12 protein-coding genes and 1 pseudogene are annotated in these 19,216 nt (G+C 59.6%); 5 read left to right on the top strand and 8 right to left on the bottom strand.

All coding sequences use genetic code 11. The annotated features are described in order from the left end of the window. Positions 1–165: 165 nt before the first annotated feature. Positions 166–465 carry a hypothetical protein gene (locus ACLD1X_RS14085; protein ID WP_429368537.1) on the bottom strand — a complete coding sequence of 100 codons (300 nt, stop codon included), beginning with the start codon at positions 463–465 and terminating at the stop codon, positions 166–168. Positions 466–674: 209 nt separating this feature from the next. Next, positions 675–1,316: a response regulator gene (locus tag ACLD1X_RS14080; protein ID WP_429368535.1), complete on the bottom strand. Its 642-nt coding sequence runs from the start codon at positions 1,314–1,316 to the stop codon at positions 675–677. 455 nt (positions 1,317–1,771) lie between these two features. Between ACLD1X_RS14080 and ACLD1X_RS14075 the strand changes: the two are divergent. From ACLD1X_RS14075 to ACLD1X_RS14065, 3 genes and pseudogenes are all read left to right on the top strand, one after another. Then, positions 1,772–6,958: pseudogene (locus tag ACLD1X_RS14075) on the top strand (HAMP domain-containing protein); the annotation flags it as partial. A 36-nt stretch (positions 6,959–6,994) separates the two neighbouring features. After that, on the top strand, positions 6,995–8,128 hold the full coding sequence (locus ACLD1X_RS14070) for an ATP-binding response regulator (protein ID WP_429368533.1): 1,134 nt from the start codon (positions 6,995–6,997) through the stop codon (positions 8,126–8,128). A gap of 145 nt (positions 8,129–8,273) precedes the next feature. Beyond that, positions 8,274–9,167, top strand: coding sequence for a LysR family transcriptional regulator (locus ACLD1X_RS14065; RefSeq protein WP_429368531.1), 894 nt, complete (start codon positions 8,274–8,276; stop codon positions 9,165–9,167). Here ACLD1X_RS14065 and ACLD1X_RS14060 read toward each other — a convergent pair. From ACLD1X_RS14060 to ACLD1X_RS14035, 6 genes are all read right to left on the bottom strand, one after another. Further along, complete coding sequence (locus ACLD1X_RS14060; protein ID WP_429368529.1) at positions 9,155–10,327, bottom strand: (R)-mandelonitrile lyase; 1,173 nt, start codon at positions 10,325–10,327, stop codon at positions 9,155–9,157. The two genes, ACLD1X_RS14065 and ACLD1X_RS14060, sit on opposite strands and share 13 nt — an antisense overlap. 19 nt (positions 10,328–10,346) lie before the next feature. Beyond that, positions 10,347–11,402, bottom strand: coding sequence for an alpha/beta hydrolase (locus ACLD1X_RS14055; RefSeq protein WP_429368527.1), 1,056 nt, complete (start codon positions 11,400–11,402; stop codon positions 10,347–10,349). Positions 11,403–11,463: 61 nt separating this feature from the next. Continuing rightward, entirely contained in the window at positions 11,464–12,558 is a 1,095-nt protein-coding gene (locus ACLD1X_RS14050) for an alpha/beta hydrolase (RefSeq protein WP_429368525.1), read from the bottom strand. Between the two features lie 285 nt (positions 12,559–12,843). Continuing rightward, positions 12,844–13,632 (bottom strand): DeoR/GlpR family DNA-binding transcription regulator, encoded by a 789-nt coding sequence (locus ACLD1X_RS14045; protein WP_429368523.1) that lies wholly within the window; start codon positions 13,630–13,632, stop codon positions 12,844–12,846. 83 nt (positions 13,633–13,715) lie between these two features. After that, positions 13,716–14,630 carry an ROK family protein gene (locus tag ACLD1X_RS14040; protein ID WP_429368521.1) on the bottom strand — a complete coding sequence of 305 codons (915 nt, stop codon included), beginning with the start codon at positions 14,628–14,630 and terminating at the stop codon, positions 13,716–13,718. Then, on the bottom strand, positions 14,627–15,658 hold the full coding sequence (locus ACLD1X_RS14035; protein ID WP_429368519.1) for an SIS domain-containing protein: 1,032 nt from the start codon (positions 15,656–15,658) through the stop codon (positions 14,627–14,629). The genes ACLD1X_RS14040 and ACLD1X_RS14035 overlap by 4 nt, the downstream gene beginning before the upstream one ends. A 224-nt stretch (positions 15,659–15,882) precedes the next feature. Here ACLD1X_RS14035 and ACLD1X_RS14030 point away from each other — a divergent pair, with 224 nt between their 5' ends. After that, positions 15,883–17,373 carry an APC family permease gene (locus ACLD1X_RS14030; protein ID WP_429368517.1) on the top strand — a complete coding sequence of 497 codons (1,491 nt, stop codon included), beginning with the start codon at positions 15,883–15,885 and terminating at the stop codon, positions 17,371–17,373. Positions 17,374–17,445: 72 nt separating this feature from the next. After that, complete coding sequence (locus ACLD1X_RS14025) at positions 17,446–19,044, top strand: choline dehydrogenase (RefSeq protein ID WP_429368515.1); 1,599 nt, start codon at positions 17,446–17,448, stop codon at positions 19,042–19,044. Positions 19,045–19,216: the final 172 nt, after the last annotated feature.

Here is a 19,216-nt window from a genome sequence, read left to right as displayed (position 1 = left end):
TCAGGCAGGGCCATCAAGCCCGGCAAGCAAACCACACGGCACAAGCCGCAACCAGGGAGGCCGCGGCTCTTCAAATGCCGGGTTTTGCGCCTGACCGGGGGAATGCCCCTGCCGGCCGACGATAGCGAAATATCAATGACTCGCCGTCGATATGGCGCCAGGCGTCTATCGTTTGCCCTTGATGGCGACTACGGAAAGATAGGCACCCCAAAGCAGGCCGCACACGGTGAGTATCAACTCCGGATTGAAAATGTTCTGATCGACCGGCGCCACCCGGATTTCGCTGTAAAGGCACAAGGCGCCAGCGATCAACGCCATGAAGTAGTTGGTCCGGGTTCTCGTCCGGCGCAGCAACAGAACATTTTTCAGACCCTGCTCTTTCCACTCTTGCCGGGGCATGCACTGGATCTCTTCCAGCAGCACCACACCCCACAGCAACGCGCACAACCAGTAGCCAATCATCATGTAGTCCTCCAGGTGGAACTTTGATTCAACATGAATGCAGCGCGTATTCCGCGCTCAACCTACACATTTTGCAGAGAGGTTAATATGCTTGAGTTGAACGGCTCCCACTATCGACGTTAGCCGGACATCCTTGTGGAGATATCGGCCAAGTGTTTGTAGTGGTTCCACTACAGGCAGGCTGGATCGGCTGTATCGGATGGCAAGGAGTACTAGGTCAACAGGCCGTTTTCGAGTGCATAGCGGGCCAGTTTGGCATTGCTGTCCATCCCGGTTTTTTCCAGGATGCGTGCCCGGTACGTGGTGACGGTACTCGGGCTCAAGTGCAAGATCTGGGCGATGCGGACAATTCTCTCGCCTGCTGCGAGCAGCTTGAGTACTTCAAGTTCCCGGTCGGAGAGTGCTTCGTGGGGTGCCGCGTCGCCCCTGCCGATAGCGTTGACCAGTTTTTCCGCCAGCTCAGGGCTGACGTGCTTGCCGCCTGTGGCCACCTGGCGCACTGCCGCGACCAGGGTGGCTGCGGAAATATCCTTGGTGAGGTAGCCCGCGGCGCCATGCTTGATGGCGCGCAACGCATAGGCCTCGACCGAATGCATGCTCAACATCAGTACGGCGAGTTTTGGCTTCTCTGCACGCATGAGCTTGAGGAGCTGGAGGCCGGTCTTGTCGGGCAGCTGGATATCGACCAGCGCTACGTCGAAATCCTGCTCCCGAATCAGCAGCATTGCGCCCTGTGCCGTCTCAGCTTCACCCGTTACTTCGATCTCGCCGGCAGTCTCCAGCATGCGGCGCACGCCGTTACGCACGATGCTGTGATCATCCACCAGCAAGACTCTGATTTTCTGGTCAGGCATCTGTATTTTCCATTCGTACCCGCAAGGCCCTGAGGCCAGTGACCGGCAAACCACGGAATCGTGCCGCAAAGTTTGACGTTAGCAGGCCGCGATTGCATTGCAAGATGGCAATTTCCCCAGGATCCGGGGCATTGCGCCAACCTTGCTAGTATTCCCTAAGCTGACGCTCGCTTTTCAGCCCGGGAAACACCGCGTGGCATCAATTTTGACTGGACACAGACATGGCCACAGTAACGACACCGATTGAAGATTTCGACATGAAGACGTTGCTGGCAGCGCTAAAGGCGTTGCGCAAAGGTGACTTCACTACGCGCATGCCGGAAGACTGGACCGGCATGCCGGGCAAGATCGCCGACACGCTCAACGAAATCATCGACATGGCGGCCGACACCACCACCGAATTCGAACGCGTGGCGCAATTGATCGGCAAGCAGGGCAAGGTCGATGAGCGTATCCAATTGCCGATGTTGAAAGGCTCATGGCAAAAGATCATCAACTCGAGCAATGCGCTCACCGGCGACCTCATCAGCCCGATGAACGAGATCATTCGCGTTGTCGGTTCGGTGGCCGAGGGTAATCTGAGCCAGCGGGTACCGCCGGTACTCAACGGCCTGAAACTTCGGGGCCAGTTCCTCAAGTCCGCCGGGATCGTGAACACCATGGTGACGCGACTGGGCTCCTTCGCCTCCGAAGTGACCCGCGTAGCCCGCGAAGTCGGCACCGAAGGGATTCTCGGCGGGCAGGCCAATGTCAAAGGGGTGTCCGGCACCTGGAAAGACCTGACCGACTCCGTCAACGACATGGCCGCCAACCTGACCACCCAGATGCGCAACATCGCCTACGTGACGACCGCGGTGGCCAAAGGCGATCTGGGCAAGACAATTACCGTCGAAGCCAGGGGTGAGATTCTCGAGCTGAAAAACACCATCAACACCATGGTCGGCCAGCTCTCCAGCTTCGCTGCGGAGGTGACCCGCGTAGCGCTGGAAGTCGGTACCGAAGGCAAGTTGGGCGGTCAGGCCGAAGTGCGCGACGTATCGGGCACCTGGCGTGACCTGACCGAATCGGTCAACGGCATGGCCGCCAACCTGACCACCCAGGTGCGCAACCTCGCCCAGGTGACGACGGCGGTGGCGCGCGGCGACCTCGGCAAGAAAATCACCGTTGAAGCCAAGGGCGAGATTCTCGAACTGAAAAACACCATCAACACCATGGTCGACCAGCTCTCCAGCTTCGCTGCGGAGGTGACCCGCGTAGCGCTGGAAGTCGGTACCGAAGGCAAGTTGGGCGGTCAGGCCGAAGTGCGCGACGTATCGGGCACCTGGCGTGACCTGACCGAATCGGTCAACGGCATGGCCGCCAACCTGACCACCCAGGTGCGCAACCTCGCCCAGGTGACGACGGCGGTGGCGCGCGGCGACCTCGGCAAGAAAATCACCGTTGAAGCCAAGGGCGAGATTCTCGAACTGAAAAACACCATCAACACCATGGTCGACCAGCTCTCCAGCTTCGCCGCGGAGGTGACCCGCGTAGCGCTGGAAGTAGGTACCGAAGGCAAGCTCGGCGGCCAGGCCGAAGTGCCCGGTGTATCCGGTACCTGGAAGGACCTGACCAACTCGGTCAATGGCATGGCGGCCAACCTGACCACCCAGGTGCGCAACATCGCCAAAGTGACAACGGCGGTGGCACACGGCGATCTCGGCAAGACAATTACCGTCGAAGCCAAGGGCGAGATTCTCGAACTGGAAAACGCCATCAACACCATGGTCGACTAGCTCTCCAGCTTCGCCGCGGAGGTGACCCGCGTGGCGCTGGAAGTGGGTACCGAAGGCAAGCTCGGCGGACAGGCCGAAGTGACCGGTGTATCCGGTACCTGGAAGGACCTGACCAACTCGGTCAATGGCATGGCGGCCAACCTCACCACCCAGGTGCGCAACATTGCCGACGTGACCACGGCTGTGGCCAATGGCGACCTGTCGCGCAAGATCACCGCCGAAGCGAAAGGTGAAATTCTCCAGCTCAAGGAAACCATCAACACCATGGTCGACCAGCTCTCGACCTTTGCCGACGAAGTGACGCGCATGGCCCGCGAAGTGGGGACTGACGGCAAGCTCGGTGGCCAGGCCAAGGTGGCGGGCGTCGGTGGCACCTGGAAAGACCTGACCGACTCGGTCAACAGCATGGCGGCCAACCTGACCAATCAGGTGCGCAACATCGCCGACGTGACGACGGCGGTGGCCAAGGGCGACCTGGGGCGCACGATTACCGTGGAAGCCAAGGGCGAAATCATGGAGCTGAAGAACACCATCAACACCATGGTGGACCAGCTCAACAGCTTTGCCGCCGAAGTGACGCGGGTAGCGCGCGAAGTCGGCACCGAAGGCAAGCTCGGCGGCCAGGCACAGGTGCAAGGCGTGTCCGGCACCTGGAAGGACTTGACCGAAAACGTCAACTTCATGGCCGCCAACCTGACCAGCCAGGTGCGCGGCATCGCCAAAGTGGTGACCGCGGTAGCCAACGGCGACATGAAGAAGAAGCTGACGCTGGAAGCCAAGGGCGAGATCGCCGAATTGGCCGACACCATCAACGGTATGACCGATACGCTGGCGCTGTTCTCCGACCAGGTGACCTCGGTGGCGCGTGAAGTGGGCGTCGAGGGCAAGCTGGGCGGCCAGGCCAACGTGCCGGGTGCTGCCGGCACCTGGCGCGACCTGACCGACAACGTGAACGGCCTGGCGGCCAACCTGACCAACCAGGTGCGCGCCATTGCCGACGTGGCGACTGCCGTGACCAAGGGCGATCTGACCCGCTACGTGGAGGTGGAAGCAAGGGGTGAAGTGGCGGAACTGAAGGACAACGTCAACGAGATGATCCGCAACCTGCGCGAAACCACACGGCAGAACGCGGAACAGGACTGGCTCAAGACCAATCTGGCGAAATTCACCCGCCTGCTGCAGGGCCAGCGCGACCTGGCGGCCGTGTCCAAGATGGTGCTGTCGGAACTGGCGCCGCTGATCAACGCCCAGCACGGTGTGTTCTACATGATGAACGAGAGCCCGCCCGATCCTGCGAAACTCAAGCTGCTGTCGGCCTATGCGTACAAGGGCAACATCAATGTCAACGATGAGTGGCGCCTCGGCGAGGGCCTGGTCGGGCAATGCGCTTACGAGAAGCGGCGCATCCTGCTCACCGACGTACCGGCCAATTACGTCGCGATATCATCCGGACTGGGTGCGGCCGCCCCGCTGAACATCATCGTGTTGCCGATCCTGTTCGAGAACAAGGTCAAGGCCGTGGTCGAAATGGCTTCGTTCACGCGCTACAGCATCATTCATCAAACCTTCCTTGATCAGCTGGCTGAATCGATCGGCATCGTGCTCAACACGATCGAAGCCAATATGCGTACCGAGGAACTGCTCAAGCAGTCGCAATCGCTGGCGCAGGAGTTGCAAAGGCAGCAGGAAGAGTTGCGCCAGACCAACGAGGAACTGGAAGACAAGGCTGGAATGCTCGCCGAGCAGAAAGCCGAAGTCGAGAGCAAGAACCGCGAAGTCGAAATCACCAAGCTATCGCTGGAGGAAAAGGCGGAGCAGCTGATGCTGACCTCGAAGTACAAGTCCGAATTCCTCTCCAGCATGTCCCATGAGCTCAGGACGCCCTTGAACAGTTTGCTGATCCTGGCCCAGCAGCTCGGCGACAACGCGGAACACAATCTCACGCCCAGGCAGGTCGAATATGCCAGGACCATCCGGAGCGCGGGCAAGGATCTGCTGGAGCTGATCGACGAGATTCTCTATCTGTCGAAGATCGAGTCGGGTACGGTCACACTGGACCTGAATGAAGCGCTGTTCACCAACCTGCGCGACCAGATCGAACGCACCTTCCGCCCGGTCGCCGAAAGCCGGGGCCTGACTTTCACGATTGAACTGGCGCCTACCCTGCCCCCGGTCATCTGGACCGACGAAAAGCGCCTGCTGCAGGTGGTCAAGAACCTGCTGTCCAACGCCTTCAAGTTCACCGAGCAAGGCAGCGTCAGGATCAGCATCGCACCCGTTGTGTCCGGGTGGAGCGTGGATCACAGCGAACTGAATCACGCCGATGCGGTGGTCGCCTTCGTGGTCACCGACACCGGCATTGGCGTCTCTGCCGGCAAGCAGAAACTCATCTTCGAAGCGTTCCAGCAGGCCGACACCGGAACCTCACGAAAATACGGCGGCACCGGCCTCGGCCTGTCGATCAGCCGCGAACTCGCGCACCGCCTGGGCGGCGAGCTGCGGCTGATCCCCGGTGAGATTGGCAAGGGCAGTGTTTTCGCGCTGTACGTGCCGTTGCGGACACGGGTTGCCGAGCGCCAGGCGCCAGACGAATCTGCGACAGAAGCCGGGACAGTAGCTGACCAGGTCAGGCGCGACCACACGCCTGGCACTTCTGCACAGATACTCGACGACCGCGAGTCTGTCCAACCCGGGGACCAGGTACTGCTGATGCTCGAGGGTGACGCCCGATTCGCCAGCATTCTGCTCGAGGCCGCGCGCCAGAAGGGATTCAAGGCGATCGTCGCAACCCGTGGCGCGGATGCACTGGAGCTTGTCGAGCGCTTCAAACCCGCCGCGATCACCCTGGACCCGGGCCTGACAGACATCGATGGCTGGCTGCTGCTCGAGCAGTTGAAGCGAAATTTCGCCACGCGCCACATCCCGGTCCAGATCATTTCGGCCGATGACGACCGCACACGCGGGCTGCGCTATGGCGCATTCGATTTTCTGCTCAAGCCGGTCACGGCCGACGAGATTCAAAATGCGCTGGTCGGCATCGTGGCATTCGCAGGGCGCAAGACCAGGAGCCTGCTGCTCGTCGACGGTGACGAAGGTAATCGCGCCCGCATGCTCGATCTGCTCGGCAATACCGACGTGAAGATCGCAACGACCGACAGCAGCGCAGACGCCTTGAAGAAACTGGCAAAGAAACGCTACGACTGCATGGCAATCAACCTCAAGCTGCCCGATGCCTCCGGCATCAGCTTTCTCGAGGCGTTGCAGGAAGACCACGCCAGGCGTGAATTGCCGATTGTCGTCTATGGCGCACAGACGCTGACCCGGCAGGAACACGAGCGATTCCGGACACTGCTCGGCAAGGGTGTCATCAAGGCCGTTCAATCCCCGGAGCGCATACTCGACGAAACCGCGCTGTTTCTGCACCGCGTCGTCGCCAGGCTGCCGCAGACCCAGCGCAGGATGCTGGAAAAACTCTATGAGGGCTCGGACAGTCTGGAGGGTAAAAAAGCCCTGGTGGTCGACGATGACGTGCGCAACATCTTTGCCCTGACCAGCGTGCTCGAGTGCAACAAAATGCAGGTGGCTACCGCCGAAAACGGCCGGACCGCCATAGAACTGCTGCAGCAGCAGCCCGATACCGACATCGTCCTGATGGACATCATGATGCCCGAGATGGATGGTTTTGAAACCATGCGCCAGATCCGTACATTCAAAAGGTTTGAAACCCTGCCCATGATTGCCCTGACAGCCAAGGCGATGATGGGTGACCGTGAAAAGTGCCTCGAGGCCGGCGCATCGGACTATGTCAGCAAGCCGGTGGATACCGACCAGCTGCTGTCGCTGATGCGCAAATGGCTGTATCGATAACGCTGCAGGCGCCAGCGCAAACCGAGTGGCATGAATATGCAGCAGGAACCCCCGGTACTCAAAGAGACAACCCAGGTGCGGCAACCGCTCCCGCCTGATGGCGTGCCCGCCTCCGTGTTGCTGGTGGATGACAATCCCGCCAAGCTGACGGCGCTGGCCGCGGTGATGGCCGACATGGGCCTGGATATTGCCACGGCGACGTCCGGGCGCGAAGCACTGCGCCTGCTATTGCAGCGCGATTTCGCCGTCATCCTGCTCGACGTGAAAATGCCCGTGATGGACGGTTTTGAAACCGCGGCCCTCATTCACGGCCGCCCCAAGTCGGCCCACACGCCCATCATCTTCGTCACCGCCGAGGCCGATACGGATACCGAGCGTTTTCGCGGTTATACGTCCGGCGCCGTGGACTACATCTTCTCGCCGATTGTGGCCGAGGTGCTTCGCGCCAAGATCCGGGTGTTTGTCGACCTGTTCTACCTGCAGCGCAAACTGACGATGCAGGCCGAAGAGTTGCTGCAATCGAAGCGGCAGCTGCGTGAACTGGCCTCCTATCAGGAGCACATCAAGGAAGAGGAGCGAAAGCGCATCGCACGCGACATCCATGACGAGCTGGGGCAGAGCCTGCTGGCATTGCGAATCGATGTCTCCATGCTGCAGGCCCGCACCAGTACCCTGCACCCCAGGCTCAACGAAAAGGCCAGCGATGCGCTCAATCACCTCGATACGGCCATCCGCAGTGTCCGCAGCATCATCAATGAACTGCGGCCACCGGTACTCGATCTGGGATTGCAGGCAGCGATCGAGTGGCAACTGGAAGAGTTCCGCCAACGCAGCACGGTCGAGTGCACGATGTCGGTGAAAGACCCGGATTTGCGTTGCGAACTGAATGAAAAATCCGCCACGACACTGTTCCGCATCGTGCAGGAGTCACTGTCGAACATTGCCCGGCACGCGCAAGCGACGCAGGTGCACATCGAACTCCACAGGGACGGGCGCCGGCTTTACCTGCAGATCAAGGACAATGGCGTCGGCATGACCGATCGCAAGAAAGCGAACTCGTTCGGACTGGTGGGAATGAAGGAACGCATCAGCATGCTGGGCGGGGAATTCACCATCGACAGCGCACCGCACAAAGGAACGAGACTGACGATATCGCTGCCACTCGACTGAGCCCGATGGCATTGAAATGTGTTGACCCCTGCCCTTCGGACGGGCCAACCAGGGTCGGTATATTTTAATCTTCGCTCCCTGAGAGACCGCACGATCAATCGCACAGATGGCATAATCGCAAACTGTTTATAACAGGTGCGCATGAATGACCGTCGAAAGCTATGACCAACTCGCGATCTTCTCGGCCGTGGCCCAAGAGCGCAGTTTCACCCGCGCTGCCGCCAGGCTCGGCATGTCTCAACCGGCCTTGAGCCGCGCGATGCGTCAGCTGGAGGAGCGACTGGGGGTCAGGTTGCTTGCTCGCACCACCCGAAGCGTTTCCCCCACCGAAGCCGGCGAGCATTTGCTGCGGGTGATCGCCCCCCGGTTCGAAGAAATCGACAGTGAGCTGGCATTGCTCAGCGAGTTCCGCGACAAACCGGCCGGCAAATTGCGCATCACGGCCGGTGAGCACTCGGCAATGACGCTGTTGCATCCGGTGCTGGCGAAGCTGCTGCCCGACAATCCCGATCTCAGTATCGAAATCATCGTCGACTACGGCTTGACCGACATCGTCGCGCAAGGTTTCGATGCCGGTGTTCGCCTGGGCGAGCAAGTCGCCAAGGACATGATCGCGATGCGCATCGGCCCTGACATGCGCATGGCAGTGGTGGGCTCCCCGGCGTATTTCACCCGATACCCCAGGCCGGTCGTCCCCAGTGATCTCATGGTGCACAACTGCATCACCCTGCGCATGCCGACTTACGGCGGGCTGTTCCTCTGGGAGTTCGAAAAGGACGGGCAAGAACTGAAAGTACGGGTCGAAGGCCAACTGGTGTTCAACAACATCGCCATGCGCCTGGAGGCGGCCCTCCAGGGACTGGGACTGGCCTATATGCCGGAGGACCTGGTGCTGGAGCATGTCGCGCAAGGCCGGTTGGTTCGCGTGCTCGAAGACTGGTGCGAACCCTTCTCCGGCTACCACCTCTACTACCCGAGCCGGCGCCAGAGTTCACCGGCCTTCACCTTGCTGCGCGAAGCCCTGCGCTATTTGGGTTGATTCGACAGGACGCTCTCCAGCACTTGACCGGCACGCGTGGCCGCGCCGGCATCGCCCTGATCAGCCAGCAGTTGAACCAGCTGACGTAACTGCGCAGCCGTCAGGCCGACCCGCAGGCTGGCAGCCATGTGCGAACGCAGTTGCGGCTCGACGCCAGGAGTGACGGCTAAAGCCGCGACGGTGGCCAGTTCACGACTTTGCCAGTCCAGGTTATCGCGCTCGAAGATGTCGCCGAACAGATGCGCCTGCAAGTACTGGTTGATGACGGGAGCGAAGTCGAACAACGGGCCCTGCACCGGCGCACCGGCGATTCGCGTCTGATTGGCCTTGCCCGCCGCCAGCAGTTCATCGCCGACGGGAATGTCCCGGCCGGGCTCGCGCCCCGGATCGTCCTGAACCCCGCGTTGCTTTCGTGCCTCGACCACCTTCATCAGCTCGCCGAGTGCATTGAGGCTGCGTGGAAAGCCGCTGTAGGCGTAGAGTTGCACCAGAACTTCCTTCGCCTCGCTGACCGTCAGGCCGGCATTCAGCCCTTGATTCAATGCGATATTGAGCGCGGACATGTTGCTCGTGGCCATGGCGGCGGCCATCAACGGGATGGCCTGTTGTCTGGCGGACAGCGTCTCGGACATTGCCGGGGTCGCAGGCTTGGCTTGCGGTGCCTGCGTACCTTGAGCGTTGTATTGCTCGTCGGTCACTTTCTCCAGCCATTGCACACTCTTGCCATCCACCGAGCCAGTCACGGCCAAGTGCGTCATGGCGCTAGTCGCAGCGGCACCATGCCAGTGCTTGACGCCCGGAGGGCAGACGATCACGTCGCCCGGGTGAATTTCCTGCATCGGCTTGCCCCATTCCTGGACCAGCCCCACGCCGGAAGTCACCACCAGTCGCTGCCCTGCAGGGTGGGTATGCCACGCCGAGCGCGCCCCCGGTTCAAAGCTGACATAAGCACCGGAAGCATTGATCTCGTCCGTGGCGGGAAACAAGGGATCGACGCGCACCCGCCCGGTGAAATAGTCCGCAGGCCCCGCAACCGAAGCCTGGGTGCCTGCCCGGCTGATCTGCTGCACAGTCCGGGACTCACTGGCATTGTCTGCACCGGCAGCGTCGGCAAAAGGCGCCGCGGCACACACCGCGATGCCTATCAAGGTGTTCTTCATGAGGACGTATCCCTTCAAGTCAGAGCGTTCTGGCGTAAAACGCGGTCAACTGGCCCATGGCGACGTCCACATACGCAGGCACCCAGTAGGTGTCGATGTGGGTCGCGCCATCGATGGTGAACAGTTTTTTGTCCCGGGTACCGGTGGCCTTGGCAAAGGCCTGTTGCGACATGTACAGGCTGTCGGCCTTGCTGCCCGCGATCATCAGTAACGGCTTGTCGATCAACTCGATCTGATCCGTGGCATCGAAGCTCATCAGGTCCATCAGGCTGCTCTGTGTGTAACGGAAGGTCGAGTTGGGATGAGCGTGGGTCTTGCCGTAGTACTCGAAGCCCTGTCGATACAGATCGAACGGCAGCTTGGCGATCTGCTCATCAGTCAGCCGGGCATCACCGACGTAGAGCACTTCCCCACCCGCCGCTTCCTGGGCGCGGGCCGCCGACGCCTGCTGCAAGCGCTCCTGGATCGTCGACAGCTGCGAATCCTGGTAACCATTACGGCGAACCAGCCCGGAGTTGAACAGGCTCAAGGTCGCAATCGACTGGAAGCGCTTGTCGGTTCGCGCCGCCGCCAAGGAATAACCGCCACCGCCGCAGATACCCAGCAAGCCCAGGCGCTTGCTGTCTGCGCCGGGATAGCTGGCAATGAAGTCCGCCATGCCATGGATGTCTTCAATGCGATGCGCCGGTTTGTCGACATTGCGCGGCTCACCACCACTGGCCCCTTGGTACGCCGCATCCGCCGTGATCGTGATGTAGCCCTGATCTGCCAGACGCTGGGCATACAGGCCCGCAACCTGCTCCTTCACCCCACCGTTGGGGTGCGCCACGACGACGACCGGGTATTTTTTCGCCACATCATAGTTCGCCGGGGTGTAAACGTTGGCGGCTATGTCCAGGCCATTGAGTTTGTAGGTGACCGGGTGGATGTTGACCTTGCCCGGCTCGTTTTTCGTCAGCGCACCACCGTAGGACAATGTGAATGGATTCTGCTTGTAGTCCGCAGCCTCGGCTTCGGCACCGGACATGCCGATCATGGCGGCCATCAACGTGGCCTTGAGCGTGGTTCGCATCATAGGAATACTCCTGAGATTTCAAGTGTGTGAGGGTGGTTGGCCGATATCGCCACACTGCTGGTCAATCCAGATGTTTGTCAGCGAGAAACCGCGAAACCAGATCCGCGATCTCGACGTTGTTCATGTCCGAAAAAGGAAAGTGGCTATTGCCCTTGATACCGATCTCGGGCAAGTGAACGAGCCTGGCGTCACCGCCATGGCGATTCACCGCATCGCGCCACAGCCGCGCCATCTCGAGCCGCGCGCGCCAACTGTCCTGGGCCGGTAGCCGAACGGGTTGGTCGGGGATGTTGTCGCCGTAGAAAATAACGATGGGGATTTGGGTCAGTGTTTTGAACTGCTCCGCCGATACGGCCTGGCCCGAGAGCGTGTCGAACGCGCTGGCAATCGGTGCGGGCACCTCCCCTTCAGGAAACACGAAACCGCTGCCCGGTTCGAACGCCACGATGGCCCGCACGTTTGAGTTTCTGATCGCCGCCAGCCAGCCGGGGCCGCCGCCCTGGGAGTGTGTAAACAAGATCGCCGGACCGGTCTTTTCCAACAGAGCAGAAACGCCATTGGATACGACCTCAATGTCGTAGGGCCCGGTATTGGGTGTCATCGCCCGAAAGAACTGCTCCAGCGCCGCCTGCCCACGTGGAAACTGGCTGCCCTCGAAACTCTCGGGCCACAGGCCGATGCGGAACTGGTTGAACCACAACTGCTCGTCCGGCACCGGTTTGATCGTCGTTTCAACCAGGCTGCGTCCCGCATCACCACGGCGCGGCTGGTCGATCAGGTACGTGGAAAATCCTCGCCGCAGGAAAATGTTCTGGAACCCTTCACGGCCGTCGGCCGTTGTCTCCCAGGACTTCGCGGACTGCCCCGCCCCATGCAACATGAGAATCGGCAGCGGACGAGCGCCGACGGGTATCTGATAAAACGCATACACATGGTCGCCGTGATAGGTCTGGCCATCGGGCATCAACGGTTTGTAGGGGTCGAAGGTTCCCGGCTGGATGATCGATCCACCGCCGGCAGTGAGGCTGCCCTGATCCTTGATGATCAGCGGGGCGTGATCGTCTGCGCCGACACACGCACCGGCGCCCAGTGCGAAACAAAGACTGCCGGCCTTCGCCGCGGCGGGTATGCATTGACGGATGAGGCTCTGGATCATGGCTTGCTCTCGGATTGATATCGCCGAGAAGCAAATTACCTTTCAACGATTAATCGATAAAGCGAGCCAATCACATAGCACTGATACCAGATTCACATAAATCTGATTGATAGTTCACCACTTGCGCAAGTGGTGAACCTGGGCCGGATGCAGTCCTTGGCGACAGACTGCAATCGGCTGTGGATCCAACCGTTCATCTTCGCTGTATTGAGATGGAGAAAGGTCGTGATTCACACGATCCCAGCGCGACCTGCAGCCGTTGCTGCGCCAGGCTTTGATAATTCGCTACGAACTCACTCCACCTGCGACCTTACGGACCGATACAACCTCAAGCTTGTCGGCATAGCTATGGCGATGCTTGATAGTTTGCTGATCATCCGTAATGACTTTGGTAATCGCGTCCAGGCTACAAACATGCGAAAAGGCCTTGTATCCAAGCTTGGAGCTATCGGCTAGAACGATGGTCTGATTCGCCGAGGCGATCATCGCCTGCTTGATTGGAATTTCGACCGTGTTGATATTGGTGATACCACTTTCCGGATGCACGCCCTCAGCCCCCAGGAACGCCCAGTCAGTGTGGATGTTCTCGAATTTTTGCACGGTGTCGGGCCCCACCAGGGTGAAAACATTGTTGAGCATCATGCCGCCGGCGACATGCAGCGTAATACTCGGGTGCTGGGAGAGCTGCATCGCGATCATCAGGTCATTGGTAATGACCGTGATGTTCTTGCGCGCTTTCAGTGCTAGCGCCAATTGAAACACCGTCGAGCCGTTATCGAGAATGATCGATTGACCGTCCTGGATATAGTCCAGTGCGGCCAAGGCAATCGCAGCTTTGCCCTGCTCATGCATGCTGCGTCGTACGTTGTACGGCGTATCACCTTGATCAGCATCCTGCGACGGAAGCACACCGCCGTGGGTTCGAATCAGCTTGCCGCTGTTCTCCAGGAATGACAGGTCCCGGCGGATGGTGGAACTGTCGACCGAGAACATTTCGGACAACTCGGCGGCATTGACGTAGCCACGTTCTTTTATGAGTTCCACGATCTGGAGCCGCCGTTCGGACGCTGTCATTTTCTGCTCATTGACTGAAAGGGATTGCACGATTGCGTGCAAAGAGTAGCCATTTAACCCATTGAACGCAAAGGAGCCAACCGTCAAGACAGAAGCGCAGCGCCCATGGCACCCGCGCCATCACCCAACGCGGATATCACGATACGCGTGCTTAACTCGAAGCCTTTTGAACGCACCAACGATGCCTGGACCGCGTCTTCATAGAGCGGAAAAAGCTGCGCCGCACTGCCGCTCAACACAGTCAGATCTGGCCCGTAGAGCGACATCAACGCCCCCAGGCCCCTGCCGACCTGATGCCCGTACTGCTGAAACAGCTGGGCGATACGGGAATCGTTTTGACAAAGGTCTCGATAGAAACCCAAGTCATGCTGCTCATAGGCGATACTGGGCACCAGCCTCGTCAGTTCGGCCTGTAACCAGGTACGTGAGGCCAGGGTTTCCCAGCAACCGGACACACCACAGTAGCAAGGGGTGTCTGAGTGACCGACGGGAATATGCCCGCCTTCCGGGTGCGCACCGTTCGCCATTCGCAGCGGCTGGCCATCGAGCAGCAAGGCCACGCCGACACCGGTTCCCAGCGTGACGGCGAGCATTCTTTTGCTGCCCGCACCGGTGCCCAAATGGAACTCGCCCAAGGCTGCCGTCACCGCGTCATTATCGATACGCACCGGCACCTGCAGATACGCCGACAACTCAGTTACCAGAGGCAATGCCGAAAACGTCGGCAATGTACTGGGGTTCTCGATGACCCCGGCCGCCGTATCTACCGGCCCACTGGCGCCGACTCCCAACGACAGCAGGGTTTTGCCATTCGGCACAAGTGCGAGGATGACACGAGCCAATTCCAATGAGCGATTTTGACGGTCGAATCGCTCGAAGGAAGATGTGGACACGGTGACCGCAGCGATTTCTCGACGATTTTCAAGGATGACCACGCGAATGCCCGTGCCGCCGATGTCGACGCCGGCCCGAACACCACCCTCGCCTGCCCAACTCATAGTTTCACCGTGATCTTATTGCCATAGAGAAATTCGCCCGGGACCAGGCCGCGTGCCCGCGCGAAGGTCACTGTAAAGTGCTGGATGTAAAGAATTCCGGCGATCAGGCGGGTCAATTCATCCTGCCCGCTGGTAGACAACAGTTCGCTTTGAGCATAAGCCTTTGGCCCGATGGTCACCACGGTCGTACCATTGGCGAGCAAATCCTGGGCGAGGGTTTCCAGGGTGCTGTCCGTGCCGTCACCGATCAACAAAGCAATCATGCCGGGGCCTGAGGTTTCCAGTGGTCCGTGACGGAACTCTCCGCCCAGATATCCTTCGGCCATGACCTTGCACGCTTCCTTCAAAATCAGTGCCCCTGTCATCGCCGTGGCGCCATCGGCACCAATTCCCACCAACGCCAAGCGCGGCTCAGCGTTATCAAAGGCGCTGTCAGTCAGTTTTTGAACCTGTAGGCGGTCTTTGATGAGACTCGCCATGTTTTTCCGAAAGTTGTTCAGTGTCGCCAATAGCGGCGCTTCACTTTCGCCCCGCAGCGCCAGGGCCAAGCGGGCTTGTGCGACCAGGGTGTTGATGTAGCTTTTAGAGCTGACCGTCGCTTCAGCCCCGGATTTGAGCGCCACCAAAATATCGCAGGCCTGCGCCAGCGCGCTGTTTTCCGCGTTGGTGACACCAATGATGGTTTTCGGCCGTTTCGTACCGGTCAATTGCGCCAACAACGACACAATCTCACCGCTCATACCGGACTGCGAAGTCGCCCACAACAAAGTGTCAGAGGTGATCAGTTGCGGGAAATCCAGCAAGCGGCCCGCATCGATGCGCCAGACTGGCAAGCCACGGGCAGCAAAGTCACGTTCGATTGGCAGCGCGGTGTAATCGGAAGAGCCCATGCCCGTGAGAATGATGCGGTCATAGGAGGCCAAGTCCAGTTCAGCCAGTGCAGCAGGCAACCTGTAAGCCAACTGATCATCCAGCGCAGCGATTTGGTCGTTAATGTCGAGTTCATAAGGACTGGCAGAAAAAGACATCAGAAAACTCCGAGATGAGTGTGCGTGTTTTTCAATCCTATATGCACGTTTTCGTGCAGTCAACGCGCGAATTATGATTTTAACGACACAAAACCAAGTGGCACCGCCGGTAAAATACACGTTTTAGGGTATTGACTGCACGTTTGCGTGCATCAATACTCATCTCCTCAGAGGCTCGGTGCGCATTACCGCTCCTCGTACCACAATAAGATGAGGAGATTTCGATGAACGATGATCACCCCCACTCCACGCCGACGACCGGTTTGCAAAGTAATTCCGTCGGTCTGGTTACCGTGCTGATGCAAAGCATTGCCCAGATCGCCCCCGCTGTCGGCGTACTCACCACGATTGCATTCAATACCCAGCAAGCGGGCCTCGGCGCGCCCTCGGCCTACATCGCAGCCTTTATCATCGGCCTGATCGTGGCCGTGTCCCTGGCGCAATTGGGCAAGCATTTTCCTTCCGCAGGCGGTTTCTACACCTACGTCAGCGCCACGGTCGGCCCAAGTGCCGGCTTCATGGTTGGCTGGCTCTATTCCTGGATCGTGGCGCTGATTCCAGGGGGGCTGGCCGCGTTTACCGGGTACGTTCTGCAAACTGAAATCAGCAAGAACTATGGAATCGACGTTCCGTGGCAGTACACCGCGGCCGCCATCCTGCTAGTCGTCGGCTACATCGCCTATAAAGGCATCAAGACCTCCGGCAAGATGTTGACCTTGTTGTCTGTGGTAGAGATGTTGATCGTCGCGGCGCTGGCGATGGGCGGACTGATCTCTCCGGGTGAAGGCGGCGTGTCGCTGGCAGGTTTCAATCCGGCCAACAGCACCAGCTCCCACGGTTTTTTCCTGGCGGTCGTGTTGTCGATTTTCGCTTTCACAGGCTGGGAAGGCGCAGCGGCCGTTGCCGAAGAGGCGCGCAACCCGCGCAAGGTTATCCCGCAGGCCATCATCGGTTCGTTGATTCTCCTGGGTGTCTATTACGTGTTCTGCGCCTGGGGCATTCAGACCGGCTGGGGCATTGCGCACCTTGATACGCTGGCCGACTCGAAGGACAGCCCGGCGTTTTCCGTCGCTCATCGACTCTGGGGCAATGGCTGGATTCTGATTCTGCTGGCGCTGCTCAACTCCGGCATTGCGGTGTGCATCGCTTGCACCGTGGACTCGACCCGCAACTGGTACGCCATGGCCCGCGCAGAAGCGATTCCTGGTTGGTTGAAAAAAATTCACCCCGTGCACCGCACCCCTCACGCAGCGATCCTGACTCAAACGATTATGGCGTTGGTCGTCGCGCTGGTGGGCGGCAGTTTCATGCAACCCGATCAGGCCTTTTTCCTGCTGGCGACACTGGCAACCATCATTTACGTGTTCGTCTACTTCATGGGCAACATTGGCGTCGCTCGCTTTTTCACGACTGTCATGCGCAAGGACTTGAACGTCATCGTGCACATCCTGTTCCCAATCATCTCGACCATCGCGCTGTTCGCCGTCCTTTACTACTCGCTTGTGCCGCTGCCGGAACCTCCGGTGGGTTACGCACCGATCGCTTTCATCGTGCTGATGATTCTCGGCCTATGGCGTCTGGTGCATCTCAAGCGCAGCGGCAGCGACACCTGGAAGACGCTGTCCAAGTACGTGGTGGAGAACGACAACAGCGCCGGAGCTTCATCACGACCGGCGTCATCTGCCGCGCATCTGTCTGCGGCACGAAAAGCCTGACACCTCGATTCAAGGCAGCCCCGGATACATGGGGCTGTTTCAGCCAAACATGTCTTTACCGGGTTACTCAAGATGGTCAATAAGGTTAACGAATTTGATTACGTCATCGTCGGTGCAGGATCGGCAGGCTGTGTCCTGGCCAACCGCCTGACCGAAGACTCCAGCGTGACGGTCTGCCTGATTGAGGCCGGACCCAGCGATAAAAGTATTTTTATCAAGATGCCCGCCGCCCTGACCTTTCCCATTGAAAGCGATGTATTCAATTGGAAATTCGAGAGCGAACCCGAGCCCGAACTGCACGACCGGGTAATCGGCCAGGCACGCGGCCGTTGCCTGGGCGGCAGCTCATCAATCAACGGCATGGTGTATGTCCGAGGCAGCGAACACGACTATGACCATTGGCGCACGCTGGGCGTCGAGGGTTGGGATTTTGCCGATTGCCTGCCGTTCTTCCGCAAGATGGAAAGTTTCGAAAATGGCGCCGACCCGATGCGGGGTGCGGACGGCCCGATCACTGTGGTGCGCAGCAAGGCTGACCACCCGCTGTATCAGTCGTTCCTGGACGCCGGCCAGCAATTCGGTCTGGACGACGCCGGCGACTACAACAGCGGCAATCAGGAAGGTGTACACGTCACGCAGACCACCATCCGCAATGGCGTGCGCTGCAGCACGAGCCTCGCTTATCTGAAACCGGCGATCCGCCGGCCGAACCTGACGGTCCTGACCAATTGCCTGGTCAAGCGTGTGAACCTGGAAGGCAGTGTTGCCTGTGGCGTCACGGTGCAGCACAAGGGCGAACAGAAAATCATCCACGCTGCCCGGGAAGTCGTGCTTTGCGCCGGCACCATCGGCTCCCCTCACCTACTGATGCTGTCGGGTATCGGCAACCGCGATCACCTTGCCGCCCATGGCGTTATATCGCGAGTGCACCTGCCCGGTGTCGGTGCCGACCTGCAGGATCATGTGGTGGCGCCGTTGCGCTTCAAGTCACCTTCGGGCGTATCCATTTGCAAAGAGTTGAATACCTTCGGCCGATTGAAGCTCGGAGTGCAGTGGTCACTGTTCAAGACAGGCCTCGGGGCCACGCCGTTCTTCGAGGTGGGGTCATTCTTCAAGAGCAGCGACGACGTCGACTACTTCAACATGCAGCATGAATTCCTGCCCTTCCTCGCGGACTTCCAGTCCGGCAAGGTGCATATTGCCGACGGCTTCCAATACTTCGTCAGCCAGATGCGCCCGCACAGTCGCGGCAGCATCACGTTGCGCACCGCCGATCCACGTCACAAACCGGTGATTCGCTTCAACTATCTGACCGATCAGCGCGACGTTACACAGATGGTCGATGGCATTCGCAAAACCCTGGAAATGGTCGAGCAGCCGGCCTGGTCGCGTTATCGCGGTGAATCGGTGGACACCCCCGGCCTCAAGGCAACAGATAGCGAGCTGGCCGCGTGGCTACGCCAGGTGGCCAACACCGAGCACCACCCCACCAGTACCTGCCGCATGGGCTCGGACGACTTGGCTGTCACCGACAGCCAAGGTCGCGTGCATGGCGTGAGCCGTCTGCGAGTGGTCGATGGCTCCATCCTTCCACGTGTACCGACGGCCAATATCAATGCACCGATCATCATGGTGGCGGAGAAAATTGCCGCCACAATGTGTGCCCGCTAAAGCGTGGTGCTGCCCGGCCGCGACATGAAAATCGCGACCGGGCGTATTGGTGATACCTCGCGACACTTGCAAAAGGAAACCCGCAGCGATGGCGTACTACCGCACTCCTCATGACGTTACCGCCCTGCCCGCCTGGCAGGCGTTGAATGACCACCGCCAAGCCATGCAGGAT

It is taken from the genome of Pseudomonas sp. 18173, from assembly GCF_050432945.1.
GTDB lineage: Bacteria > Pseudomonadota > Gammaproteobacteria > Pseudomonadales > Pseudomonadaceae > Aquipseudomonas.
Note: the sequence above shows the minus strand (reverse complement) of the source record. Positions and strands in the feature narration are given on the sequence as shown.